Below are 23507 nucleotides of genomic sequence, written 5' to 3' on the forward strand. Positions count from 1 at the left end.
GGTGTTCTCGCAAATACGAAGATGTTCAGTTTTCGCGAATCGCGTCGATGAACGTCGGGATTGTTATGTTGCGTCCGGTAATGACCACCACCGGGCGGCCGGTGACCTCCACCTTCCCGGCGAGGACCGCGGCGATCCCGGCGGCGCCCGCGCCCTCGGCGACGAGCCCGTGCTCGCGGAACAGCCAGCGCATCGCCGTCCGGATCTGGTCATCGGTGACCGCGGTCAGCTCCGCGGAGCGGCCGATCACCCCCGGGGTGACGCTGCCGGGCTCCAGGTTGCCGGGGAGGCCGTCCGCGAACGTCTCGCCGACCTCGACCTCGACGACCCGCCCGGCCGCCACCGAGGCGGCGATGCCGCGCGACACGGCCGACTCCACCCCGACGATCCGGACGTCCGGCCGGTCCCGCGCCCACAGGGTGAGCCCGGCGAGCAGGCCCCCGCCGCCGACCGGCGCGACGACGGTGAGGGGCCCGTCCGCCTGCCGCTCCAGCTCGCGCCCGATGGTGCCCTGCCCGGCGATGACGGCCGGGTCGTTGTAGGGCGAGACGTAGTGGCCGGGCAGGGTCAGCGCGTGCTCCTCGGCCTCGTCGTAGGTCGTCCCGTGCTGGACGAGCCGCACCGGGTACGCGCCGATCTTGTCGATCTTCACGGGGGACGCGCGGGCGGACACGACCACGGTGACGTCCGCGCCGGACCGGGCCGCCGCGTGGCCCATGCCGAGGCCGTGGTTGCCCGCGCTCGCCGTGACGGCCGGCCGCCCCGGCGGCAGCGCCGCGACGGCCGCGAGCGCGCCGCGCACCTTGAACGCGCCGGTCGGCTGGCACGTCTCCAGCTTCAGCATGGCGCCGGGGGCCAGGGAGGACGGCACGAGGGGCGTCGGATCGAGTTCGGCGGAGACGGCCCGCCACGCGCGGTCGAGGTCGTCGCGGTCCGGGGGGCGGACGGCGCGGGGCGTCACGGGCGCCTCCCCGGTTCCTCCTCGTCCAGCCGCGCGTGCAGCCGCTCCCGGATCTCCTCGGGCGTGTAGGACCGGCGGCGGCGCTCGCTCCGCACGATCACCGCCCCGGTCGCGGCGACGCCGAGGAACCCGGCGACGCCCAGTGCCTTCCAGAGGTTCGACGCCTTCAGCAGGCCGGATGCCTTCCCAGGGCGGGGCACTCTCCACCGTCGCATGCGGCTACCGTATCGATCATGCCTGGTACGAGCATCTCCCTCGACGAGGCCGCCGAGCTGACGCGGACCGGGGACGTCTGGATCTTCCGGGGCCGCACGGCCGTCGACCGCGCCATCCAGATGACCACCAACAGCCCGGTCAACCACGTCGGCATGTCGATCGTCATCGACGACCTGCCGCCCCTGATGTGGCACGCCGAACTGGGCAGGTCGCTGCGGGACATGTGGACGGGCGGGCACCACCGCGGCGCGCAGCTGCACGACCTGCGCGACGCGGTGATGGCGTGGGGGAACCGCTACGGGCAGCGGGCGTGGCTGCGGCAGCTCGAGCCGCCGCCGTCCAGGGGGACGGAGGACGCGGCGCTGCGCGCGGTGGCGCGGCTGGACGGCACGCCGTTCCCGTCCACGTCGCGGCTGGCGACGCGGTGGCTGCGCGGCCGGGTGCCGATCCGGCGGCCCGCCGAGCGCGAGGAGGACCTGGAGACGGCGTTCTGCGCGGAGATCGTCGCGGTGACCTACCAGGCGATGGGGCTGCTGCCGAAGGGCCGCCGCCCGAACTGGTTCGACCCGGGCCGGTTCTGGAGCGGGGACGACCTGGCGCTGGCGGACGGCGCCGTGCTGGGCGGCGAGATCGCCGTCAGCCTCCCGGGCTCCTGACGCGCCGCCGCCCGGCGGGCGGGCGGCGCTCCCCGCCGGACCTGCCGGTGAGCGACCGGGGATGCAGCCGCCGCCGGAGCCGCCGGACGCGCCCGGCCCTGGCGGTGACGAGGCGTCCCACCGCGTCTGAGTGCTCCCACGCCCGGTCGGCGGCCCGCGGGTCCGGGTGCGACGCGGCGAAGCGGCTGTGGTTGACGAGGTCGGCGAGCGGCCCCAGGTGCCCGTGCGCGTCCGCGCCGACGCTGGACGCCCCGAACCGCGCGACCTCGTGCGCGGTCAGCGTCCGCGCCGTGGACAGGCCGACGTCGGCGAGGTGGTCGAGGGCCTGGTGCCAGGCGCCGGTGATGCGCGCGGCGGGCGGGCCCGTGCGGCGGCGGCGTTTCCGCAGGGCGGGAGCGAGCAGGACGGCGAGCACGTAGCCGATGACGAGCACCGCCGCCGCGACCGAGGTGAACACCCACCACGGCGTGGGCGATCCGCCTCCGGCGGCGGGTTCGCGCGGCCCCTTCTCCGCGTTCTGGCCCGGCCCTTCGCCGCGCTGCTGGGACGCGGCGGCCTTCTGCGCCTGCTCCAGCTTCTGCTCCGTCTCGCCTGCGGCGACCGAGTCGTCCTCCTTGGAGCGGCGCCCGGAATCCGGGAGCGGGTTGAAGCGGATCCAGCCGAGGTCCTCGAACTTGATCTCGGGCCACACCAGCACGTCCCCCGACCGGACCTGGACGGTGTCGCCCGCGCGCTGCCCGCCGCGGAACCCCACCACGACGCGGGACGGCAGGCCGATCGTGCGGGCGAGCAGCGCGTACGCGGTCGCGAAGTGCTCGGGCGTGCCGCGCCTGCCCTCGCTGAGGAAGTAGTCGAGCTGCCGGTAGCCGTGGCCCGGCGGTGCGGTCACGTCGTAGGCGGCGTAGCGCCTGAGGTACTCGGCGAGCAGCGCGGCCTTCTCGATCGGCGAGCCCGCACCCCGCGTGGCGGCCTCCGCGAACCGGCGGAACTCGGCGATCTGGACGGGCGGCTCCGTCGCGCCCGGCCCCCACGGCAGGTCGAGCGCCGCCCTGGCCTCGGCGTCGGTCGCGAGGGCCGCGGCGGCGAGGTCCTCGGCCGTCCATTCGGGCACGACGGACGTGACGCGGTAGGCCTGGCCGGGCCGGAGCGGCCGCCCGGCCGCGAGCGCGCCGCTCTCCGGGTCGACGGCGACGGGGAGCCCCTCGACGCGCCGGGGCCGGTCGGGCGCGGGCACCCACACGCCGGGCAGGTCCCGGATCGTGATGTGCTGCTCGACCTCGTGCCGCTCCCCCGGCCGCGGGCCCTCCGGCACCCGGCTCCCGGTGGGGACGAACCGGGCCGTGGACGACCACGTCACGCCGTCGAACCGGTCGAGGACGGCGAGCCGCTGCTGCTCGGGGCGGCCCGACCGGACGGTGAACATCACCTCGCCCGGCCGCAGCAGCCAGCCCCCGACGCGGTCGAGCGGGCTGACGCCGTCGCGCTGCTGCGGCGGCGGGGCCTGCACCTGCTCCCGCGGGTCGTAGGGCCGCGCGCCGACCGGGACGACCGGACCCGCCGCGAACGCCAGCGCGCCGAGCACCGCGGCGGCGGGCACCCCGGCCGCGAGCGGCCGCCACGCGACGCCCGCGCCGGGGCCGTCCGCGCCGGGGCCGTCCGCGCGGAGCAGCACCAGGACCGCGGTCAGCGCCACGGCCGCGGCGGCGAGCGGCAGGTTGGAGCCGGGGCCGTCCACGCCCAGCGGGAGCGCCACCGCCCACCCGCCGAGCGCGGGGACGCACGGGGCGGCGCGCAGCGAGGTCCGCAGCGCCAGCTCGGCGGACGCGAACGCCGCGAGCCACACCACCACGCTGACCAGGACGAGGTACTCCGGCTCGGCCGGGGCGGGCAGCAGCGTGGTCAGGATGGCCTTCCACGAGCTGAGCACCCCGTCGCGGAGGGCCCGCGGCAGCGTCCCGTCCGCCAGGGCGGGACGCAGGACGGTGCCGGTCACGGTGCCCGCCCACGCCACCACGGTCAGCACCAGGGAGATCCACAGCGGCCACGGGTCCCCGCTCTTGCGCGGGCCGGACAGCAGCCCGGACAGCACGGTCGGGACGACCGCGGCGACGGCGGCGACCGGCGCCACCGGGCCGACCCCGAAGACGCGGTGGAAGGCCAGCCCGGCGACCGCGGCGAGGCAGGCCGTCACGGCGAGCGAGGCGTACCGGGTCACCGGACCCGCCCGAGCCGCCGCCACGCGTCCGCGAGCCCCTCCAGGTCGGCGAAGTCGACGAGCTGCACGCCGGGCGGCGCGGACGCGGGCTCCGCCGGCCGGACCCGCAGCACCACCACCCGGTCGAACCGGCTCCGGACCGCCGCGACGCTCCCCAGCTCCGCGGCCCCCGCGGCGCCGCCCGCCACGACCACGAGCGACCCGCCGCCGCGGACCCGGCGCACCGCGTCCATCGCGGACCGCGGGCCCTCCCGGACCTCGACCGAGGTGAGCCGGTCGAGCAGGGTCTCCAGGTCGTCGGGCCCGCCGCGCGTCTCCGCGACCGGCCCCTCGCCGGTGAGGACGCGGACGGGGAAGTGCGCCGACGCCGCGCCCGCCGCGACGGACGCCGCAGCGTCCACGGCCAGCTCGAAGTCGTCGGGCTCGGGCCACGCCCCGGGACGCGCCTCCAGCACGACCGTCGTCGTCGGCAGGCTCGCGTCGACGAGCCGGCGCACCATGAGCGTCCCCGTCCGCGCCGACGACTTCCAGTGGATGTGGCGCATCTCGTCGCCGACCACGTACTCGCGCAGCGCGTGGAACGTCGCCGTCCCCGCCGGGGACCGGTCGCTGGTCGGCCCCTCCAGGTGGTGGGCGCGCCCGGACGGCAGCAGCGCCAGCGGCACCGTCCGCGGCCGGACGAGCAGCACCTCCGGCGCGCCGTACTCCCGCGTCCGGCGGGCCAGCCGGAGCGGGTCGGCGCGCTCCAGCCGCAGCGGCCCGACCGGCAGCTCGCCGCGCCGGCCGGTCGGCAGCCGGTAGGTGACGGTGCGGGTGCCGCCCGCCCGCAGCCGCGGGATGTCCACCTCGATCGAGCCGGGCCCGGCCGCGTCCCGGGCGCGCACGCCCCGCGCGCCGCGCCCCCGGTTGGTGACGTGCAGGACGCCCACGGCGGGCTCGCCGCGCTCCACCTTGGCCGGGGCTATCTCCCGGCGGACGTCCAGCCTCACCTGCGGCAGCGTCCACAGCACCGCGCCCGCCGCCGCGGCGAGCCCGGCGGCCCCGAACATCGCGGGCTCCGGGTAGCCGAGCGCCCAGCCCGCCGCGTACAGCAGCGCGGACCCGGCCGCCGTCCCCCAGCCGAGCGGCGTCAGCACCTGGCCTCCCTCACGGCCCTCACACGCCGGCGGCCTGCGGGGTCGGCACGCTCCCCAGCGCCTCGGCGACCACGTCCGCGCCCGACCGGCCGCGCAGCTCCGCCTCCGGCGTCACGATCAGCCGGTGCGCGATGACCGGGACGGCGAGCGCCTTGACGTCCTCGGGGACGATGTAGGACCGGCCGGCCGCCGCCGCCCGCACCCGCGCCGCCCGCAGCAGCGCGATGCCGGCCCGCGGGCTCGCGCCGAGCCGCAGGTCGGCGTGCGCGCGGGTGGCGGCCACGACCCGCACCAGGTAGTCGAACAGCGGCGGCGCGACGTGCAGCCGCTGCGCGAAGTCGATCATCCGGGCGAGGTCCTCGCGGCCCAGCACCGGCGGCATCGTGTCGAGCATCGCGCCGGTCGGGGCGCCCGCGAGCAGCGCCACCTCGGCCTGGTGGTCGGGGTAGCCCATCGAGATGCGCATCAGGAACCGGTCGAGCTGCGCCTCCGGCAGCGGGTACGTCCCGTCCATGTCGACCGGGTTCTGCGTCGCGATCACCATGAACGGGCGCGGCACCGGATGCGGGGTGCCCTCCACGGTCACCCGGCGCTCCTCCATGACCTCCAGCAGCGCCGACTGCGTCTTCGGCGAGCCGCGGTTGATCTCGTCGGCGACGGCGAGGTTCGCGAAGATCGGCCCGGGGTGGAACTCGAACGCGCTCGTCCCCTGGTTGAAGATCGACACCCCGGTGATGTCGCTGGGCAGCAGGTCGGGCGTGAACTGGATGCGCGCCCACTCGGCCTCGATGGACGCCGAGATCGCGCGCGCCAGCGTCGTCTTGCCGACGCCCGGCACGTCCTCGACGAGCAGGTGCCCCTCCGCCAGCAGGCAGACCAGCGCCAGTTCGACCTTCTCCCGCTTGCCGCGCACGACCCGCTCGATGTTGCCCGCCAGCGCCGCGAACATCTGGGCGAACCGCCCCGCCAGCGCGTCCGCGTCCACCCCCGCGCTCTCGCTCATCACCCGCACCCCTCAGCCGCGACCCCCGTCGCGAAGGGCACAATAACCGTTTTCGCGACGGTTCCGTCCTGGGATTCACCGATTGCCCGGGGCGAACCGAACGCGAGCGTTATCCATGACGTCCTAATGTTGGGCATCGCGACGACGACTCCGAGGTGGACGTGGACGACATCAGCATCACCGACCTGTGGGACCGCGTGACGGGAACGCAGCCCGATCCCCCGTGGTGGCTGGTCGCCTTCGTCGGCCTGGTGGCGCTCGCGGCCGTCCTGCACGGCCCCACCTGGCGCCTGGCGCGCAACACCGTGACGATCGCGCACGAGGGCGGGCACGCGCTCGTGGCCCTGCTCACCGGCCGCAAGCTGGACGGCATCAAGCTGCACTCCGACACCTCCGGGGTGACGGTCTCGCGCGGCAAGCCGCACGGCCCCGGCATGATCTTCACGGCGCTGGCGGGCTACGTCACTCCCCCGCTGCTCGGGCTGTTCTTCGCGCTGCTGCTCGCGGCCGGCCGGATCACGCTGATGCTGTGGTTCTCGCTCGCGCTGCTCGGCGCGATGCTCATCATGATCCGCAACGCCTACGGCGTGCTCTCGGTGGTCGCCACCGGCGCGATCATCTTCGGGGTCTCGTGGCTGGGCAGCGCCGAGGTGCAGGCCGGGTTCGCGTACCTGGCCGCCTGGTTCCTGCTGTTCGCCGCCACCCGCCCGGTGGTCGAGCTGCAGCGGATGCGCGCCCGGCACATGGCGCCGAGCTCGGACGCCGACCAGCTCGCCCACCTCACCGGCGTCCCCGGCCTTGCCTGGGTCTCCCTCTTCGGCGCGACCGCACTGCTCGCCCTCCTCGCGGGCGGCGCGCTCCTCGTCCCGGACGTCGACCTCCCCGACCTCCCCGGCCTCCCCTCCACGGCCGATTTCTGACCCGGAGATCTGACCTGCGGTAAGGCGTCCTGGAATGTCGGGGGGCACCGATAGTTTCGGCTGTGTGAGCGAACGATGGAGCCGCGACCAGGTGCTCGGCCTCGCGCCGGACGCCGCGTCCGCCAAGGCGGCGGGGAGCGTCGCCAAGCCCGCCAAGTGGGGCGGGACGGGGTGCGACGACGAGGCGGTCTGGGGCGAGTGCCAGGGCAGCGGGAAGTCCGTGTACCGGGCGGGCGTCGATCTGACCGAGCCCGCGTTCCGGTGCTCGTGCCCGAGCCGGAAGATCCCCTGCAAGCACGTCCTGGGGCTGCTCCTCCTGTGGGCGGCCGGCTCGGTGGAGGACGGGCCGCGTGCGGGATGGGTCGCCGAGTGGCTGGCGGAACGGCGGGAGCGCGCCGGCCGGGCGGCCCGGCGGCGGGCCGCGGCGGCGGGCGAGAGCGGCGACGAGGGCGCGGGCGACGGGAGGGGCAAGGACCCGAAGACGGCCGAGCGGCGGGAGCGGCGCGTCGAGGACGGGCTCGCCGAACTCGACCGGTGGCTCCGCGACCAGGTCGCGCACGGGCTCGCGCAGGCGGAGAAGGCCCCCTACCGGCTGTGGGACGACGCGGCGCGGCGGCTCGTCGACGCGCAGGCGGGCGGTCTCGCCGGGCCGGTCAAGGGCCTCGCCGCGATTCCGCGGACGCCCGGCTGGCCCGACCGGCTGCTGGAGGAGTACGCGCTGCTGCGGCTCCTCGTCCGGGCCCACCGGCGGCGGGACGAGCTGCCCCAGGGGTTGCGCGAGACCGTCCGGTCCCGCGTCGGGTTCACCGTCCCGCAGGACGAGGTCGTCAGCGGCGGGGAGCGCGTCCGGGACCACTGGTGCGTGACCGGGTCGCGGGACACCGCGCAGGACCTGCTCACCACGCGGCGGGTGTGGCTGCGCGGGCGGCGGACCGGCCGCCCGGCGCTCGTGCTGTCGTTCTCCGCACCGGGAACGTCCCTGGACGCGTCGCTCATCGTGGGTACGGAGGTCGATGCCGAGCTGGCGTTCTACCCGGGTGCGCAGCCGCTGCGGGCGCTGGTCGCCGAGCGGTCCGGGGCCGCGGTCCCGGCCGCGCCCGGCGGGACGTCCGTCCAGGAGTTCCTGGACGAGCACGCCGCGGCCCTCGCGCGGGACCCGTGGCTGGACCGCTGGCCGGCGACGCTGGAGAACGTCCGGCTCGCCCGCGCCGAGGGAGGCGGCCTGTACGCGACCGACTTGTACGCGACCGACGAAGCCGGGGACGCGCTGCCGCTCCGGATGGCGGACCCGTGGCGGCTGCTCGCGCTGTCGGGCGGCGGGCCGGTCACGCTCGCCGGGGAGTGGAGACCGCGCGGCCTGCGTCCGCTGGCCGCGTGGCACGAGACCGAGGGGACGGTGATCCTGTGACCGGCCCGGACGAGAACGGGTGGAGCGCGCACGTGACCGCGGCGCTGCTGGGCACCGAGCGGCGCGACCCGCCCGTCCTGCCCGAGGCCCCCGCCGGAGACGGCGGCGGCGACAGGGCCGGGCGGCTGCTCGACCAGGCGGCGCTGCTGACGGTGCGGCGCCGGGCCGGGCGCGTCCCCTCCGGCGCGGCGCCCGTTCCGGTGGCGCTCGCCCCGGTGGAGGACGCCCCGGTCGTCCCCGCGCCCGCGGCGGCGCGGCTGCGGCGGATCCTGAGCGGGGAGCACGCCCGGGTGCTGGCCGAGTGGCTGGACGCCGCGGCGGCGCGCGGGCTGCGGGTGCCCGCCCAGCTGCTGCCCGACCTGCTGGAACGCGGGCGCGGCGACCGGGCGCTGCGGCCGTCGATCGCGCGGGCGGCCGGGCGCCGGGGCGTGTGGCTGGCGCTGCAGAACACCGACTGGGCGTACCTGGTCGGCTCCGGCGACGATCCCGGCGGCGGTCCCGAGGTGTGGGAGACCGGGACGCGCAACCGGCGGGTCGCCTATCTGACCGGGCTGCGCGAGACCGATCCGGAGCGGGCCAGGGAGCTGCTCCGCGAGACGTGGGCCAAGGAGCCCGCACCCGACCGCGCCGCCTACCTCGCCACCTTCGCGCACGGCCTGTCCCTCGACGACGAGGAGTTCCTCGAGGCCGCCCTGGAGGACCGCGGGAAGGACGTGCGGCAGATCGCGTCCGACCTGCTGGCCCGGCTGCCCGGTTCCGCCTACGGCGAGCGGATGGCGGCGCGCGCCCGCGCCTGCCTGGCACCGGAGGTCCGCACGGTGCGGGGGCGGGAGCAGACGTGGATCAAGGTCGATCCGCCGCCCGCGCACGACGAGGAGATGGCGCGCGACGGCATCCCGTTCCACCCGGCCGGGTCGTTCGTGCCGCGGGGCGGCAGGCCGGTGGGGGCGCGGTCGGCGTGGCTTCGCGAGGTCCTGTCCCGCACTCCCCTGACGACCTGGACGGAGCTGTTCGGGCTGCCGCCGATCGAGATCGTGTGCCTGCCCATCACCTCGGTCGCCGGGGGGTCTGGGGGGTCGTCCCCCCGGAAGGAACCCGTCTCGGCTACCGGTGGCTCCGGAGGGCCCGCGCCCCGGAACGAGCCGGAGGACGGGAGCGACGTGCACGTCGGATGGGCCCGCGCCGCCCTGATCCAGCGCGACGCCGGGTGGGCGCGGGCGCTGTTCAAGGGCGGCGTCATGGTGGGCGAGCCCGAGGCGCTCGCGGACCTGCTGCCCGTCCTGCCCGAGGCGGAGCGCGACACCGCGGCGGCCGACCTGATCCGCTGGGTCAAGGGCGAGATCGACCTGCTGCGCGTCCTCGAACGGGTGCCGGGGCCGTGGACGGGCGCGCTCGCCGCGGCGGTGGTCGCGATCGTCACGGCGGCCGCCGAACGCGAGACGCGCCGCGAGGAGCACCTGGTCAACCAGCTGTGCCGGCTCGCCCACGAGCGGCTCGACCCCGCCGCCGCGCCCCGCCTCGACGCGCTCGCGGCCGAGGCGGGCGCCGCGGTCCCGCGCGCCGTCACCAACCTGATCGACACCCTGCGCTTTCGCGATGAGATGCTGAAGGAGTTGAGTTCGTGACCGAAAAGCACTTGCCGGGGGGTCTGGGGGGTCGCCCCTCCGGAGAGACCTCGGTTCTGCGGCCGCATGCGGAGCAGGAGTACGCCGGCGAGCTGGCGCGGCTGGCCGAGCACGACGACCGGCCCCGCCCGCCCGGCTGGCGGCTGTCGCCGTGGGCCGTCACCACGTACCTGCTCGGCGGCGAGCTGCCCGACGGCACGGCGGTCACCCCGAAGTACGTGGGGCCGCGCCGGCTGATGGAGGTCGCGGTCGCGACGCTGGCCACCGACCGCGCGCTGCTGCTGCTCGGCGTGCCGGGGACGGCGAAGACGTGGGTGTCGGAGCATCTCGCCGCGGCCGTCAGCGGCGACTCCACCCTCCTCGTGCAGGGGACGGCGGGCACGGCGGAGGAGGCGATCCGCTACGGCTGGAACTACGCGCGGCTGCTCGCCGAGGGCCCGTCGGAGCAGGCGCTGGTGGAGAGCCCGCTGATGCGCGCGATGCGGCTCGGCTCGGTCGCCCGCATCGAGGAGCTGACCCGGATGCCGTCCGACGTCCAGGACACGCTGATCACCGTCCTGTCGGAGAAGACGCTGCCGGTCCCCGAGCTGAACACCGAGGTGCAGGCGCGCAAGGGCTTCACGGTCATCGCGACCGCGAACGACCGCGACCGGGGCGTGAACGAGCTGTCCAGCGCGCTGCGCCGCCGGTTCAACACGGTCGTGCTCCCGCTCCCCGAGTCCGTCGAGGAGGAGGTCGGCATCGTGGCGCGCCGCGTCGACCAGATCGGCGCGGGGCTGGAGCTGCCCGAGTCCCCGGCGGGCCTGGAGGAGATCCGCCGCGTCGTCACCGTGTTCCGCGAGCTGCGCTCGGGCGTGACGGGCGACGGGCGGACCAAGCTCAAGTCGCCCAGCGGGACGCTCAGCACCGCCGAGGCCATCTCGGTGATCACCAGCGGGCTGGCGCTGGCCGCGCACTTCGGCGACGGGGTGCTGCGCGCCGCGGACGTGGCGGGCGGCATCGTCGGCGCCGTCGTGCAGGACCCGGTGTCCGACCGGGTGGTGTGGCAGGAGTACCTGGAGGCGGTCGTCCGCGACCGGCCGGAGTGGCGCGACTTCTACCGCGCGTGCCGGGAGGTCTCTTGAGCCACGTCGAGGTCTACGGGATCCGCCACCACGGGCCCGGCTCGGCGCGGGCGCTGCGCGGCGCCCTGGAGGAGTTCAAGCCCGACGCGGTGCTGATCGAGGGCCCGCCGGAGGCCGACCCGATCGTGGAGCTGGCCGGCGAGCCGGGGATGGTGCCGCCGGTCGCGCTGCTGGCCTACGCCCCCGCCACCGGCGGGGCCCCCGCCGCTGCGGGCGCCGGTGACCGGGGCGACGGCCGCAAGGCCGCGTTCTGGCCGTTCGCCGAGTTCAGCCCGGAATGGCAGGCGATCCGGTACGCCCTCGGCGCGGGGGTTCCCGTCCGGTTCTGCGACCTTCCGGCCGCGCACCAGCTCGTCCCGTCCCCCGGCGCGGAGGAGGAGGACTCCGAACCGGAGGACGCGGAGCAGGAGAGCGCGGAGAAGGACGGCCCCGGCGAGGGCGAGGCCCCGCCGGAGCCGGCGGAGGGCATCCGGCTGGATCCGCTGGGGTGGCTGGCGAAGGCCGCCGGGTACGACGACGCCGAGCGGTGGTGGGACGACGTCGTCGAGCACCGCGGCGGCGGGCCCTCGCCGTTCCCGGCGATCGCCGAGGCCATGGCCGAGCTGCGCGAGCAGCTCGCCGAACTCCCGGAGGGCGCCGCGTCCGCCGGCCTTCCGCCCGGCCACCTGCTGCGGGAGGAGCAGCGCGAGGCGCACATGCGGCGGACGCTGCGCCGCACCCTCAAGGAGGGCCACGAGCGGGTCGCCGTGGTGTGCGGCGCGTGGCACGTCCCCGCCCTCCGGGCGAAGGTCCCGGCGGCCCACGACGACCGGACCCTGCGCGGGCTGCCGAAGGCCAAGGTCGCGATGACGTGGGTGCCGTGGACGCACGGGCGGCTGTCCGGGCGCTCCGGCTACGGCGCGGGCGTCCGGTCCCCCGGCTGGTACCACCACCTGTTCACCGCCCCGGACCGGCCGGTCGAGCGGTGGCTCACCGCCGCCGCCCGCGTCCTGCGCGCCGAGGACCTGCACGTCTCCTCGGCGCACGTGATCGAGGCCGTCCGGCTCGCCGAGGCCCTCGCCGCGCTGCGGGGGCGCCCCCTCGCCGGGCTGGACGAGGTGACCGAGGCGACCAGGGCGGTGCTGTGCGAGGGCGCCGACCTGCCGGTCGAGCTGATCCAGCGGCGCATGGTCGTCGGGGAGCGGCTCGGCGCCGTCCCGGAGCGGACGCCGATGGTCCCGCTCCAGCGCGACCTGCAGGCGCAGCAGCGGCGGCTGCGGCTCAAGCCGTCCGCGCTCGACAAGGAGCAGGACCTCGACCTGCGCAAGCCCGTGGACCTGGAGCGCAGCCGCCTCCTGCACCGCCTCCGCCTCCTGCACGTCGACTGGGGCGTCCCGGCCGAGACGGGCCGGTCCAAGGGCACGTTCCGCGAGACGTGGACGCTGGCTTGGCGGCCGGAGTTCGACGTCGAGCTGATCGAGGCGAGCGCGTGGGGCACCACCGTCCGCGGCGCGGCCACGGCCCGCGCGGAGTCGGCCGCCACCGGCGCCGGCACGCTCGCCGACCTGACCTCGGTGGCGGAGCGCTGCCTGCTCGCCGACCTCGGCGACGCGCTGCCGACCGTCATGCGCGTGCTCGCCGACCGGGCCGCGGTCGACACCGACGTCGCGCAGCTGATGTCCGCGATGCCCGCCCTCGTGCGGGCGCTGCGCTACGGCGACGTGCGCGGCACGCCCACCGGCCCGCTCCGCACGGTCGTCGACGGCCTCGTCGTGCGGATCTGCGTCGGGCTCCCGCCGGCCGTCACCGGCCTGGACGACGACGCCGCCCGCGAGTTCCTCGGCCACGTCGACGCCGTGCACGGCGCGCTGGCGCTGCTGGCCGAGGACGGCCACATCGAGCGCTGGCGCCGCACGCTGGAGGGCCTCGTGGCCCGCCCGGAGGCCCTGCACGGCCTGATCGAGGGGCGGCTCACCCGGCTCCTCCTGGACGCGGGCCGCCTGCACGACGTGGCCGACCGGATGGCGCGGGCCGTGTCCACCGGCACCGCCCCCGCGCGCGCCGCCGCCTGGGTGGAGGGCTTCCTGTCCGGCGGCGGGCTGATCCTCATGCACGACACCGCGCTCCTGCGCCTCGTCGACGACTGGATCGCGGGGCTGCCGGGCGACTCGTTCACCGACGTGCTCCCCCTGCTGCGCCGTACCTTCGGCGCCTACGCCGACGCCGAGCGCCGCGCCATCGGCGAGCGGCTGCGCCGCCTGGACCAGACCTCCGCCGCGTCGTCCGGCCCGGACGGGGAGGACGTGGACGCCGCCCGCGCGGCCGCCGCGACCGCGACGACCCTGCACATCCTCGGCTGGGAGGGATCATCGTGAACGATGCGGCGGCGCCGGAGGAGGACCGGCTGCGGCGGTGGCGGCTCGTGCTCGGCGGCGGGCGGGCCGACGGGACCGGGGTGACGCTCGCCGGGGACGACGCGCGGATGGACGGGGCGCTGGAGCGGCTCTACGGGGCGGGCGGCGAGGAGGGGCGGTCGCGGCGGCGCGGCGCCGGGCTCGGCGACTCGGCGCCCTCGGTGGCGCGGTGGCTCGGCGACATCCGCACGTACTTCCCGTCGAGCGTCGTCCAGGTCATGCAGAAGGACGCGATCGAGCGGCTCGACCTCACCCGGCTGCTGCTGGAGCCGGAGATGCTCGACGCCGTCGAACCGGACGTCCACCTCGTCGGGACGCTGCTGTCGCTGAACCGGGTGATGCCCGACCGGGCGCGGGAGTCCGCGCGGGCCGTGGTGCGGAAGGTCGTCACCGAACTGGAGCGGCGGCTCGCCCAGAAGACGCGCTCGGCGCTCGGCGGGGCGCTGGACAGGTCGGCGCGGGTGCTGCGGCCGCGGCGGCTCGCCGACGTCGACTGGGAGCGCACGATCCGCGCGAACCTGCGGCACTACCTGCCCGAGCACGGGACGATCGTCCCGGAGCGGCTCATCGGGTACGGGCGGCGGCAGCAGGCCGTGAAGCGGGACGTGATCCTGGCGATCGACCAGAGCGGGTCGATGGCGGCGTCGGTGGTGTACGCGAGCGTGTTCGGCGCGGTGCTGGCGTCGATGCGGTCGCTGCGGACGTCGCTGGTGGTCTTCGACACGAACGTGGTCGACCTGACCGCCCAGCTGCACGACCCCGTGGAGGTGCTGTTCGGCACGCAGCTCGGCGGCGGAACCGACATCAACCGGGCGGTCGCCTACTGCCAGGGCCTGGTGGCGCGGCCGGACGACACGATCCTCGTGCTCATCAGCGACCTGTACGAGGGCGGGATCCGGGACGAGCTGCTGCGGCGGGTGGCGGCGCTGACGTCGGCGGGCGTGCAGGTCGTGGTGCTGCTCGCCCTGTCGGACGAGGGCGCCCCGGCCTACGACCACGAGAACGCGGCGGCGCTGGCGGCGATGGGCGTCCCGGCGTTCGCGTGCACGCCGGACGCGTTCCCCGACCTGATGGCCGCCGCGATCGAACGCCGCGATCTGAGGGAGTGGTCGGAGCGGAACGACCCGGGCGCCGCGGGGTGACCGTCAGCGGGACGCTCTCGTCAGGCCGCGGGCGAGCAGGACCACGACGACGGCGGTCACCACGGCGTGCCCGGCGAGCGCGGACACCTGGATCTCGACGAGCGCGCCCCACGCGCCCCACATCGCGACCCGGGCGACGCGGGCGCCCATCACCGTCCACGCGGCGGGGCGGCTGCCGCGCCAGGCGAGGATCACCGCCACCAGCGTGACCACCGCCAGCACGGCGAACGACGACGCGACCACGGGCAGCAGCCCGCCGCGGGCGCCCTCGCTCAGCTCCGGCCTGGCGATCAGGATGGCGAGGGCGGCCACGTCCAGCACGGCCAGGAACGCCGCGAGGACGAGGCCCGCCACGAGCGCCGGGCCACGCCGGAGGGTAGGGCCGGGCCGCGGTGCCGGGGAGGGCCGGTGCGCGTCGGTCGCCGGGTGCGGCTCGCCGCCGCCCTGCGGCCACGGTGCACGCCACGTCTCCGGTGCGGCGGGACCGGGCGGGTACGGCGGCGCGCCGTCCGGCGGGGACTGCCGGATCGTCGCGGATTCCGCGTCCTGGGTGAACCGGGCGGTCGGCGGCCCTGCGGCGGGCTGCGCGCCGTGGAACCCGGTGCCGGGCATGCCGCCGGACGCGGGGGCCGGGACGCCGGGCGCCTGGACCGTCGGGCCCGGGAGGCGCTCGGTCGCGGTCTGCGGGCGGGTGCTCCCGTCGCGTTCGCCGAGGAGCCACAGCAGGACGTCCTCGGAGGTCGGCCGCACCTTCGGGTCCTTGGCGAGGCACGCCGCGGCGACCTCGGCGAGCTTGCCCGGCAGCACGCCCAGGTCGGGCGTCTCGTGCATGATCCGGTACATGACGGCGGGCAGCGGGCCGCCGGCGAAGGGGTCGCGGCCGGTGGCGGCGAACAGCAGGGTGCCCGCCCAGGCGAACAGGTCGGTGGCGGGCCCGACGCGGCCGGAGAACTGCTCGGGCGCCATGTAGGCGGGCGTCCCGACGACCTGGCTGGTCAGCGTGGACCCGGCGTCGAACGCGCGGGCGATGCCGAAGTCGATCACGCGGGGGCCGTCCGGCCCCATCAGCACGTTCTGCGGCTTGAAGTCGCGGTGCACGACGTTGGCGCGGTGGATCGCCGACAGCGCCGTCACCGAGCTGATGGCGAGGCGGTCGAGGTCGGCGCCCGAGCGCGGGCCCTCCTCCTGGACGAGCGCGCGCAGCGACCGCCCGGGGATGTACTCGCTGACGATGTAGGGGCGGTCGCCGGCCATGTCGGCCTCGAGCATCTGCGCGGTGCAGAACCCCGCGACGCGCTGCAGCAGGGCCAGCTCGCGGACGAAGCGCTCCCGGGCGCCGGCGTCCCCCAGCAGCTGCGCGTGCAGGAGTTTCACGGCGACGCGGGACGGCCCGCCGGCGGGCTCCACCGGGCGGCCGAGGTAGACCACGCCCTGGCCCCCGGTGCCGATCCGGCCGAGCAGCTCCCAGCCGCCGAGCCGGTCGGGGTCGGCCGCGGTGAGCGGAATCGGGCTCGCCATTCGTACCCCCGTCCGGGTCCCCCGGATACCGGCCGGGCGGCCGGTGAAAAAATTCGGCATTCCGCCGGGCACAAATCCGCTCCACCCGGCATCAAAGAGTATAGATACGGGGAGCCCGGAGCGGGAGTGAGAAAGCATGGCCGAGATCCATTCACCAATTGCCCGGTTCACGGGGCCGGCGGCGGCGGTCGCGGCCCTGGCGCTGGCGGCGGGCGTGCTGACCGCGTGCGGGGACGCGGGGGCGGCCATCACCCGGCTGACGGTGGGGACGCCGGGCCCCGACCCGTACACGCTGGTGTCCGGCACCGACGAGACCGACGTCAAGGAGCGGCCGAAGGCGGGCGGGACCCAGACCGGCGACTCCCCCGGCCTGTACGGGGGAACGCGCCAGGAGGCGACGTGCGACCCGCAGAAGCTGATCGCGTTCCTGCAGGCCAATCCCGGCAAGGCGCGGGCCTGGGCGGGCGTCCAGGGGATCCCGGTGAGCGACGTCCCGCGGTACGTGTCACGGCTGACGCCGGTGCTGCTGCGGACCGACACGCTGGTCACCAACCACGGCTACCGGAACGGGAAGGCGACGAGCGGTCCCGCCGTGCTGCAGGCGGGAATGGGCGTTCTGGTCAATGGCTACGGGGTGCCGGTCGTGAAGTGCAATTGCGGTAATCCGCTGACCCGGCCGGACAAAAAGATCTCCCCGGACGGCGCGTCCTACACCGGCCGGTCCTGGCCGGGATTCGAGAAGCGGAATGTGACCGAGATCGAGCCGCGGGATTCGAAGAAGGGGACGATCACCACGTTCGTCCTGGTCGATCCCGAGGGCACGATGGGGTTCGAGCGGCCGCGCGCCACCGAGGGCGAGGCCGACGGGCCGCCGGCGGAGCTCCCGGCGACCGAGACCGAGCTCACCGACAGCGAATCGCCGTCGCCGTACGATTCGGGACTGGAGTCGCCGGGGACGGAGTCACCGGGGACCGGGACGCCCGGCACCGAGCCCACGGGCACCGAGTCGCCCGGCACGCCCTCGCCCGGCACCGGGGAGGGCGGCGGCGACTCCCCCGCCTCAACGGGCGTGACCTCGCACGACCCGGGTATGGGCGGCGGGGACCCGACGGGCTCGGGCACCGGCGAGGAGTCGCGGGCGCCGATCTCGCTGCCGCCGTCCGAGGAGCCCGCGCCGCCGGTCGGCTGAGTACCGTGCGGTATATTTGCTCATATGAGCAGTGCTTCAGATGTCGCCCCCGCCGACGCGTGCGCCGTCCGCGTGGTCGATCCTGAGAAGGTCGCCCTCGTCACCGCCGCCCTGCCGGACGCGGAGACGGTCGCCGAGCTGGCGCAGGTGTTCGGGCTGCTGTCCGACCCGGGGCGGCTGAGGGTGATCACCGCACTGCTGGAGGGCGGGGAGATGTGCGTCTGCGACATCGCCGCCGCCTGCGGGCACACGGAGTCGGCGGTCTCGCACGCGCTGCGCCTGCTGCGCGCCAACCGCGTCGTCCGGGTCCGCAGGGCCGGCCGGATGGCCTACTACCGGCTGGCCGACTCGCACGTCCGCATGCTGCTGGACCTCGCCCTCACCCACGTCGGCCACGGGGAGGAGGCCACATGACCGGGGACCGGGAGAGCGCTCCGGCTCCGCGCACCAACGGGCACGCGCACGGCCGCCGGCACGGACACGGGCATGGACACGGGCACGGCGTGTCGGCGGGGGCCGACCGGCGGCTGCTCGGCACCGCGCTGGCGCTGATCCTCACCTTCATGGTGGGCGAGGTCGCCGTCGGCCTCATCGCCGGATCGCTGGCGCTGATCACCGACGCCGCGCACATGACGACCGACGCGTTCGCGATCGCGCTGGCGCTGGTCACGATGCGCATCGCGGCGCGCCCGCCGAAGGGCGGCTTCACCTACGGCCTGCGCCGCGCCGAGATCCTGTCGGCCCAGCTCAACGGGCTGACGCTGATCCTGCTCACGGCCTATTTCACCTACGAGGGCGTCCGGAGGCTGATCGAACCGCACGCCGTCGAGGGCCAGTTCGTGTTCTGGACGGCGCTGGTCGGCATCGCGGTCAACGTCGCGGCGACCTGGCTGATCAGCAGGGCGGACCGGAGCAGCCTCAACGTCGAGGGCGCGTTCCAGCACATCCTCAACGACCTGTTCGCGTTCATCGCCACGGCCATCGCCGGCCTGGTCGTGTGGACGACCGGCTTCGACCGCGCCGACGCGATCGCGTCCCTGCTGGTGGCCGCGCTGATGCTGAAGGCCGGGTACGGGCTGCTGCGGGACGCGGGCCGGGTCCTCATGGAGGCCGCGCCGGCGGGCATCGACCCGTCCGAGCTCGGTACAAGGCTCGCCGGGCGCCCCTGCGTGCAGGAGGTGCACGACCTGCACGTCTGGGAGGTCAGCTCCGGCTACCCGGCGCTGTCGGCGCACGTCCTGGTCGACACCGGGGGCGACTGCCACGCCGTCCGGCGCGACCTCCAGGAGCTGCTGCGGGCCTCGTACGGGATCACCCACACGACCCTGGAGGTCGACCACGTGCACGAGCCCTCCGGGGACGGGCACGGCCACTGCGACGACCCGCACGGCCCCCGCCACGTGGGCGACACCGGCACCCCGCACGAACACGCGGGCCCCGCCCCCTGCGACCACTAGGCCCCCGATCCGGTGGCCGGGCCGCGGCGAGCCGCCGTCATGAGGGCCACGGGGGCGACGGCTCGCCGCGGGTCCGGCGGGGGTCGGTTGGTCGATCGCCCGGGCGGGCGTCACCCGGCCGTGCAGGTGACGGCCGGCTGACCCGGTGCCGGGCCGCTCCCCTGGAATCCGAAGCTCGTCGATCCGCCTTCGGGGACGGCGCCGTTGTAGTTCGCGTTCACGGCGCGGACGTCGGCGCCGCTCTGGGTGACCGTGGCGTTCCAGCCGTTCACGACGCGCTGGCCGCCGGTGAACGTCCAGTCCGCGGTCCAGCCGGACAGCGGCTCGTCCCCGGTGTTGGTGACGGTCACGGTCGCGGTGAACCCGCTGTTCCAGGAGTTGTCGGTGCGCAGCGTCGCCGAGCACTGCCGCCCGTCCCCAGGCGGGTCGGTCGGCGGGTCGGTGGTGCCGCCCACGTCGACGGAGAACGCGTTCGTCCGCAGGCCCTGCCCGCCCTGCCAGATCTCGAACCCGGCCTCGACGTCGATCAGGTACCAGTCCTCCTCGACGGCGTCGCGCGCCACGGCGTCCCTGGTGAAGGCCCGCAGGTCCAGGTCGTCGACGGACGCGGTGCCGGCGGTGCGGACGTAGGCGATGTACCGCCAGTCCATCTGGGTGGTCCACACGTCCCAGGTGGCGCCGGAGATCTGCACGCCGCTCGCGACCCGCGTCCCGGCGGGCTGGACGGGACCGTTGTAGTCCAGCCAGATCATCATCTCCGCGCCGTCCGGCGCCCCGGTCGTGGCGGGAGCGGTGTTGTACCAGAGGTCGTACGCGGCGTTGTACGAGCCCGAGCCGGGCAGGGTCGTGCTCCAGTCGGTCGTGACGGACGGCATGTCGCCGTCCACCTGGACGGGCAAGCCGCTGCCGGTGGTGCACTGGCCCCAGTGGCAGCCCTTGAAGAGCGACGGATACGCGGCCGGGGCGCCGCTGGTGGAGTTGGAGTGGCCGGCCGAGTCGACCGTGAAGGACGTGCCGTCCACCGTGATGCACTGCGGCGTGTCCGCGCCCCAGATGTTGTTCTGGGCGATGTACTCGCCGCCGGCGACGGAGACCGTGTCGGTGGCTCCGCAGAGCTGGGTCGCGGCGCCGGCGGGCGCGACGAACGAGAACAGCGCCAGGGGAATCGCCAGGAGGAGGGCGGCGAGAACCGCGCAGCTTTTCAGACGCGCTTTCATGCGGGGACACCTCATTCGGTGAACAGTGGGAGCGCTCCCAAACTCTCGGCGGCCGCGCGAACTGTCAAGGACGGGGCCGGCGCCCCGCGGCCCCGGCGCCGATGACCAGCCGTCCGGCGTGAAAACTCGTGAAACGGCGGTCCGCGCGGTCAGGACAGGCCGAAGAACGCCGCCGGGCCGTGCCAGCAGACGGAGCGGAGCCAGTCGTCGCCGAGGTCGAGGGCGGCCAGCGCCTCCAGCTGGTGCGCGTACTGGTAGGGGATGTTCGGGAAGTCGGTGCCGAGCAGGATGCGCCCCGCAAGGCCGAGGTCGCGCAGCATGGGCAGCAGCGCGGGCGGGAAGGCACCCAGCTCGCCGAAGCTGGTGAAGGTCATCGTCGTGTCCAGGTGGACGCGGTCGTACCGGTCGGCGAGGGCGAAGAAGCCGTCGAACTCCGGCGCGCCCAGGTGCGCGACGATCGTGGTGAGGCGCGGGTGCCGGGCGAGGACCTCGCCGAACGGCCCCGGCCCGGTGTACCCGTTGGCGACCGGGCCCGACCCGGCGTGCACGAGGGCCGGGACGCCGGCGTCGGCGAGGGTCCCCCACACCGGGTCGAGTTCCTTGGCCCGCGGGTCGAACCCGCCGACCTGGAGGTGGACCTTGAAGACCCGTGCTCCGGCGTCCAGCGCGCGGACGACGTAGTCCTCGACGCCGGGCTCGGGGAAGAACGTCGCGGTCTGGACGCATTCGGGGACGCGGGCGGCGAACCCGGCGGCCCACTCGTTCAGCGACTCGGCCATGCCGGGGCGGTGCGGGTACAGCAGCGAGGTGAACGCGCGGACGCCGAGCCCGCGCAGGAACGCCAGGCGCTCCTCCTCCGAGTCCCGGTACCGGATGGGCCAGTCGGTGCCGATCAGCGGGCCGGCCCCGTCGAAGTACTCCCAGACCGCGCTCATCAGCCGCTGCGGCATGAAGTGCACGTGGACGTCGATGATGCCGGGCAGGCCGAGCGCCCGCCAGAACGCGGGCACCCCGGAATCAGAACGAGGTTCGGTCACGTCCCGACCCTAGCCGGAGATCAGGTGATCTCCGCCAGCAGGGCGGGCAGGACGGCCCGCAGCTCGCGGCGCCAGTACGGCCAGCTGTGCGTGCCGCGGTAGAAGTGCGTCGACACCGGGAGCCCGAGCTTCCGCAGCTTGCCCGCGAACTCCAGCGACACGGTGTGGACGAGCGCCTCCAGCGCGTCCGGGCCGGTGCCGGGGCGCGGGTCGTACGGGCCGGGCGTGCCGTCGCCGGCGCTGACGTGGACGCGGACCCCGGCGAGCCGGTCGGCCAGGTCGTACGGGTTGTGCTGCCGCCACACGACGCGCTGCTCGACCGGGTCGCCCCACACGTCCGTCCAGTCGAGGGACGGCGCGCCGACCGCGACGCCCAGCTCCACGAGGTCGGCGACGTCCAGCCCCCACGGTTCGCGGTGCAGCGTGTGGACGGGCCCGCTGAACGAGGCCGCCGCCCGGAACAGGCCGCGGTGCCTGGCCGCGTACGAGAGCGCGCCGAGCCCGCCCATCGCGTTGCCGGCGACGGCGCGGTCCGGCCCGGCGCGGTACCCGCGTTCGAGGATCTGCCGGAGCTCCCGCAGATGGAACGTCTCCCACTGCGGGGTGCCGCCACCGCCGCGGTTCCACCAGTCGGTGTAGCTGCCGCACGGCCCGCCGTCCGGCATGACGACGATCACGTCGGCGTCCTCGGTCAGCTCCTCGATGTCGGTGTGGTCGCTCCAGGCGGTGTGGCCCGCCCGGCGCGGGCCCGCGCCGTGCAGCAGCCACAGCACCGGCCACCTGCGCGCCGCGTCCCGCGACCAGGCGGGCGGCAGCAGCAGGCGGGCGCGGCCGGTGCCCGCGAGGACGGGCGAGCGGATCGCGAGATCGAGCACCCGGCGGCGGGGCCGGCGCTCGCCGACCACGGCCGCGCCGTCGTCGGCGAGGACGGACGAGCGGGCGGCGCCGCCGGCCGCGATGGACGCCGTCAGCCCGGCGACTCCGAGGACGAACCCAACTCCCGCAAAGCCGCGCAGCCCCATGTTCACGCCCCGGGTCATTCAGATGTACGTCACCTGTAATGGTCCCCACCTGCGGGCATGTTTCAACGGCCGGTTAAGGGTTTATAAAGTACCGGGCCGGGGTCCCGGTCCACGTTCACTGCCGGTATGACGCGGACGAGGGAGCACCGGTCGAGATGCGGAGCGCCGAGATGCGGAGCAAGGCCGAGCTGGAATCGGCGATCGCGGCCGGCGGGCGCGCCGCCCTGGTGATCAACTCGCGGTCCCGGCGGGGCCGCCGGCTCTACGGCAGGGCGCGCCGGATGCTGCGCGAGTCGGGGATCGAGTTCCCGCACGTCTTCCCGGTGACCGACCCGACCCGGCTGCGCGAGCTGTTCGCCGACGTCCTCGCCCTGGAGCCCGACCTCGTGGTCGTCGGCGGCGGGGACGGCACGATCACCGAGGCCGTCGGGCACCTGGCGCACCGCGACATCGCGCTCGGCGTGCTGCCGCTCGGCACGACCAACAACTTCGCGCGCAGCCTGGAACTGCCGATGGACCTGCCCGGCGCGATCCGGACGCTCGCCCTCGGCCGGCCGGGCGGCGGGAAGGTCGCCGACGTGGACGTCGGCTGGTTCGAGAGCACCGGCGACCCCAGGGGCGACGGACCGGGCGAGGAGCGCGAGCACATCTTCGCGAACATGGTGAGCCTCGGCCTGTCGGTCCACGTCGCCGACCGGGTCCCGCACGCGCTCAAGCGGGTCGTGGGGCGCTCCGCCTACGGCATGACGGCGGCGGCCCTGCTGCCGAGGCACCGGGCCTTCACCGCCCGCATCACGATCGACGGCGAGACCGCGGAGCTGGCGACGCACCAGCTCAACATCGCCAACGGGGCGCACCAGAGCGGGCAGCGCATCGCCCGCGACGCCAGCCCCGACGACCGGCTGCTCGCCGTCTACCGGCTGGGCGACGAGCGGCGGCTGCGGCTGGCCTCGGCGACGGCGCGGCACGTCCTCACCGGCCAGCGGCGGAGCCTGCGGGAGGACGCCTTCCTCACCACCGACGAGGTGCGGATCGAGACCGATCCGCCGCTGCGGGTGGACGTGGACGGCGAGATCCGCGGCCGCACCCCCGTGTCGATCCGGCTGCACGGCAACGCGCTGCGCGTCATCGTCCCGCAGAGCTTCGGCGACACCTGATCCCGCGGGCGGCTACCGCCCGCGGCCGTTCGCCCGCGCGGCACGGGCCCATCGAGCCGGAACCGGGCGACGTCTGTTCAGTGACCTCATGGTCACCTACGCTCATGGAGA

General features: G+C 75.6%; 20 protein-coding genes. 11 read left to right on the top strand and 9 right to left on the bottom strand.

From position 1 onward, the window contains the following. Positions 1–25: 25 nt before the first annotated feature. Positions 26–961: a threonine ammonia-lyase gene (locus IEZ03_RS00990; RefSeq protein ID WP_184882966.1), complete on the bottom strand. Its 936-nt coding sequence runs from the start codon at positions 959–961 to the stop codon at positions 26–28. Beyond that, positions 958–1176 carry a hypothetical protein gene (locus IEZ03_RS00995; RefSeq protein WP_184891027.1) on the bottom strand — a complete coding sequence of 73 codons (219 nt, stop codon included), beginning with the start codon at positions 1174–1176 and terminating at the stop codon, positions 958–960. Before IEZ03_RS00995 ends, IEZ03_RS00990 begins: the two co-directional genes overlap by 4 nt. Before the next feature lie 18 nt (positions 1177–1194). On the opposite strand from IEZ03_RS00995, the gene IEZ03_RS01000 reads away from it, so the two are divergent. Next, the gene (locus tag IEZ03_RS01000) at positions 1195–1833 is read left to right on the top strand and encodes a hypothetical protein (RefSeq protein ID WP_184882963.1); all 639 of its coding nucleotides are present in this window, start codon (positions 1195–1197) and stop codon (positions 1831–1833) included. Here the strand turns inward: IEZ03_RS01000 and IEZ03_RS01005 are convergent. Genes IEZ03_RS01005 through IEZ03_RS01015 form a run of 3 tightly spaced genes read right to left on the bottom strand, consistent with a single transcriptional unit; the run spans position 1814 to position 6187 of the window. Further along, positions 1814–4048 carry a transglutaminase TgpA family protein gene (locus tag IEZ03_RS01005; RefSeq protein WP_184882962.1) on the bottom strand — a complete coding sequence of 745 codons (2235 nt, stop codon included), beginning with the start codon at positions 4046–4048 and terminating at the stop codon, positions 1814–1816. The genes IEZ03_RS01000 and IEZ03_RS01005 overlap by 20 nt on opposite strands. Continuing rightward, a complete protein-coding gene (locus tag IEZ03_RS01010) occupies positions 4045–5184 on the bottom strand; it encodes a DUF58 domain-containing protein (RefSeq protein ID WP_184882960.1) in 1140 nt (379 codons plus the stop codon). The genes IEZ03_RS01005 and IEZ03_RS01010 overlap by 4 nt, the downstream gene beginning before the upstream one ends. 19 nt (positions 5185–5203) lie before the next feature. Further along, positions 5204–6187, bottom strand: coding sequence for an AAA family ATPase (locus IEZ03_RS01015; RefSeq protein ID WP_184882958.1), 984 nt, complete (start codon positions 6185–6187; stop codon positions 5204–5206). Positions 6188–6348: 161 nt separating this feature from the next. Here IEZ03_RS01015 and IEZ03_RS01020 point away from each other — a divergent pair, with 161 nt between their 5' ends. The 6 genes from IEZ03_RS01020 to IEZ03_RS01045 all read left to right on the top strand — a co-directional run bounded on the left by IEZ03_RS01020 (position 6349) and on the right by IEZ03_RS01045 (position 14799). Continuing rightward, a complete protein-coding gene (locus IEZ03_RS01020) occupies positions 6349–7107 on the top strand; it encodes a M50 family metallopeptidase (protein WP_132042669.1) in 759 nt (252 codons plus the stop codon). Positions 7108–7171: 64 nt separating this feature from the next. Next, positions 7172–8515 carry an SWIM zinc finger family protein gene (locus tag IEZ03_RS01025; RefSeq protein ID WP_229807903.1) on the top strand — a complete coding sequence of 448 codons (1344 nt, stop codon included), beginning with the start codon at positions 7172–7174 and terminating at the stop codon, positions 8513–8515. Further along, complete coding sequence (locus IEZ03_RS01030) at positions 8512–10140, top strand: DUF5691 domain-containing protein (protein WP_184882955.1); 1629 nt, start codon at positions 8512–8514, stop codon at positions 10138–10140. The genes IEZ03_RS01025 and IEZ03_RS01030 overlap by 4 nt, the downstream gene beginning before the upstream one ends. Then, complete coding sequence (locus IEZ03_RS01035) at positions 10137–11264, top strand: ATP-binding protein (protein WP_229807904.1); 1128 nt, start codon at positions 10137–10139, stop codon at positions 11262–11264. The genes IEZ03_RS01030 and IEZ03_RS01035 overlap by 4 nt, the downstream gene beginning before the upstream one ends. Further along, positions 11261–13618, top strand: a complete 2358-nt coding sequence (locus IEZ03_RS01040; protein ID WP_221480638.1) for a DUF5682 family protein — start codon at positions 11261–11263, stop codon at positions 13616–13618. Before IEZ03_RS01035 ends, IEZ03_RS01040 begins: the two co-directional genes overlap by 4 nt. Next, the gene (locus tag IEZ03_RS01045) at positions 13615–14799 is read left to right on the top strand and encodes a VWA domain-containing protein (protein WP_229807905.1); all 1185 of its coding nucleotides are present in this window, start codon (positions 13615–13617) and stop codon (positions 14797–14799) included. The genes IEZ03_RS01040 and IEZ03_RS01045 overlap by 4 nt, the downstream gene beginning before the upstream one ends. 3 nt (positions 14800–14802) lie before the next feature. On the opposite strand, the gene IEZ03_RS01050 is transcribed toward IEZ03_RS01045, so the two are convergent. Next, positions 14803–16317: a serine/threonine-protein kinase gene (locus IEZ03_RS01050; RefSeq protein ID WP_229807906.1), complete on the bottom strand. Its 1515-nt coding sequence runs from the start codon at positions 16315–16317 to the stop codon at positions 14803–14805. A gap of 136 nt (positions 16318–16453) precedes the next feature. Between IEZ03_RS01050 and IEZ03_RS01055 the strand changes: the two genes are divergently transcribed. The 3 genes from IEZ03_RS01055 to IEZ03_RS01065 are packed head-to-tail and all read left to right on the top strand — an operon-like array spanning position 16454 to position 18963. Beyond that, positions 16454–17506, top strand: a complete 1053-nt coding sequence (locus IEZ03_RS01055; RefSeq protein ID WP_184882949.1) for a DUF6777 domain-containing protein — start codon at positions 16454–16456, stop codon at positions 17504–17506. Positions 17507–17530: 24 nt separating this feature from the next. Further along, a complete protein-coding gene (locus tag IEZ03_RS01060; RefSeq protein WP_184882947.1) occupies positions 17531–17920 on the top strand; it encodes an ArsR/SmtB family transcription factor in 390 nt (129 codons plus the stop codon). Continuing rightward, positions 17917–18963, top strand: a complete 1047-nt coding sequence (locus IEZ03_RS01065) for a cation diffusion facilitator family transporter (protein ID WP_184882945.1) — start codon at positions 17917–17919, stop codon at positions 18961–18963. The genes IEZ03_RS01060 and IEZ03_RS01065 overlap by 4 nt, the downstream gene beginning before the upstream one ends. Positions 18964–19073: 110 nt before the next feature. On the opposite strand, the gene IEZ03_RS37420 is transcribed toward IEZ03_RS01065, so the two are convergent. The 3 genes from IEZ03_RS37420 to IEZ03_RS01080 all read right to left on the bottom strand — a co-directional run bounded on the left by IEZ03_RS37420 (position 19074) and on the right by IEZ03_RS01080 (position 22257). Beyond that, the gene (locus tag IEZ03_RS37420; RefSeq protein ID WP_221480637.1) at positions 19074–20180 is read right to left on the bottom strand and encodes a glycoside hydrolase family 12 protein; all 1107 of its coding nucleotides are present in this window, start codon (positions 20178–20180) and stop codon (positions 19074–19076) included. A 149-nt stretch (positions 20181–20329) separates the two neighbouring features. Next, positions 20330–21217, bottom strand: a complete 888-nt coding sequence (locus tag IEZ03_RS01075; RefSeq protein WP_184882943.1) for an amidohydrolase family protein — start codon at positions 21215–21217, stop codon at positions 20330–20332. A 20-nt stretch (positions 21218–21237) separates the two neighbouring features. After that, entirely contained in the window at positions 21238–22257 is a 1020-nt protein-coding gene (locus IEZ03_RS01080) for an alpha/beta hydrolase (protein ID WP_184882941.1), read from the bottom strand. 137 nt (positions 22258–22394) lie between these two features. Here IEZ03_RS01080 and IEZ03_RS01085 point away from each other — a divergent pair, with 137 nt between their 5' ends. Continuing rightward, positions 22395–23396, top strand: a complete 1002-nt coding sequence (locus tag IEZ03_RS01085; protein WP_229807907.1) for a diacylglycerol/lipid kinase family protein — start codon at positions 22395–22397, stop codon at positions 23394–23396. Positions 23397–23507 lie beyond the last annotated feature (111 nt).

The organism is Actinomadura livida (assembly GCF_014648675.1).
Lineage (GTDB): Bacteria > Actinomycetota > Actinomycetes > Streptosporangiales > Streptosporangiaceae > Spirillospora > Spirillospora livida.

Bases quoted from the DNA above. Each gene is read 5' to 3' on its own strand.
- IEZ03_RS01055 (WP_184882949.1), top strand. From the start codon at position 16,454: ATGGCCGAGATCCATTCACCAATTGCCCGGTTCACGGGGCCGGCGGCG.
- IEZ03_RS01080 (WP_184882941.1), bottom strand. From the start codon at position 22,257: ATGACCCGGGGCGTGAACATGGGGCTGCGCGGCTTTGCGGGAGTTGGG.
- IEZ03_RS01065 (WP_184882945.1), top strand. From the start codon at position 17,917: ATGACCGGGGACCGGGAGAGCGCTCCGGCTCCGCGCACCAACGGGCAC.
- IEZ03_RS01015 (WP_184882958.1), bottom strand. From the start codon at position 6,187: ATGAGCGAGAGCGCGGGGGTGGACGCGGACGCGCTGGCGGGGCGGTTC.
- IEZ03_RS01060 (WP_184882947.1), top strand. From the start codon at position 17,531: ATGAGCAGTGCTTCAGATGTCGCCCCCGCCGACGCGTGCGCCGTCCGC.
- IEZ03_RS01050 (WP_229807906.1), bottom strand. From the start codon at position 16,317: ATGGCGAGCCCGATTCCGCTCACCGCGGCCGACCCCGACCGGCTCGGC.
- IEZ03_RS01000 (WP_184882963.1), top strand. From the start codon at position 1,195: ATGCCTGGTACGAGCATCTCCCTCGACGAGGCCGCCGAGCTGACGCGG.
- IEZ03_RS01085 (WP_229807907.1), top strand. From the start codon at position 22,395: ATGCGGAGCGCCGAGATGCGGAGCAAGGCCGAGCTGGAATCGGCGATC.
- IEZ03_RS37420 (WP_221480637.1), bottom strand. From the start codon at position 20,180: ATGAAAGCGCGTCTGAAAAGCTGCGCGGTTCTCGCCGCCCTCCTCCTG.
- IEZ03_RS00995 (WP_184891027.1), bottom strand. From the start codon at position 1,176: ATGCGACGGTGGAGAGTGCCCCGCCCTGGGAAGGCATCCGGCCTGCTG.